Below are 233 nucleotides of genomic sequence, written 5' to 3'. Positions count from 1 at the left end.
ACTTTCACTCGTTGATGCTGAGTCACTATCTGATGTGCTTGCACTTGCTGAGTCTGAAAGACTCTCACTTTCTGATCCTGATGTGCTTGCACTTGCTGAATCGGAATCACTTTCACTTGTTGATGCTGAATCACTGTCTGACGTACTTGCACTTGCTGAATCGGAATCACTTTCGCTCGTTGATGTTGACTCACTATCTGATGTGCTTACACTTGCTGAGTCTGAAAGACTCT

Annotated in this window: 1 protein-coding gene; it reads right to left on the bottom strand. The window is 44.2% G+C overall.

All coding sequences use genetic code 11. The annotated features are described in order from the left end of the window. A partial coding sequence (locus CD128_RS10865) for a hypothetical protein (RefSeq protein WP_231917312.1) occupies window positions 1-233 on the bottom strand: 233 nt, incomplete at both ends.

This window comes from Staphylococcus croceilyticus (assembly GCF_002902575.1).
Classification (GTDB): domain Bacteria; phylum Bacillota; class Bacilli; order Staphylococcales; family Staphylococcaceae; genus Staphylococcus; species Staphylococcus croceilyticus.
Note: the sequence above shows the minus strand (reverse complement) of the source record. Positions and strands in the feature narration are given on the sequence as shown.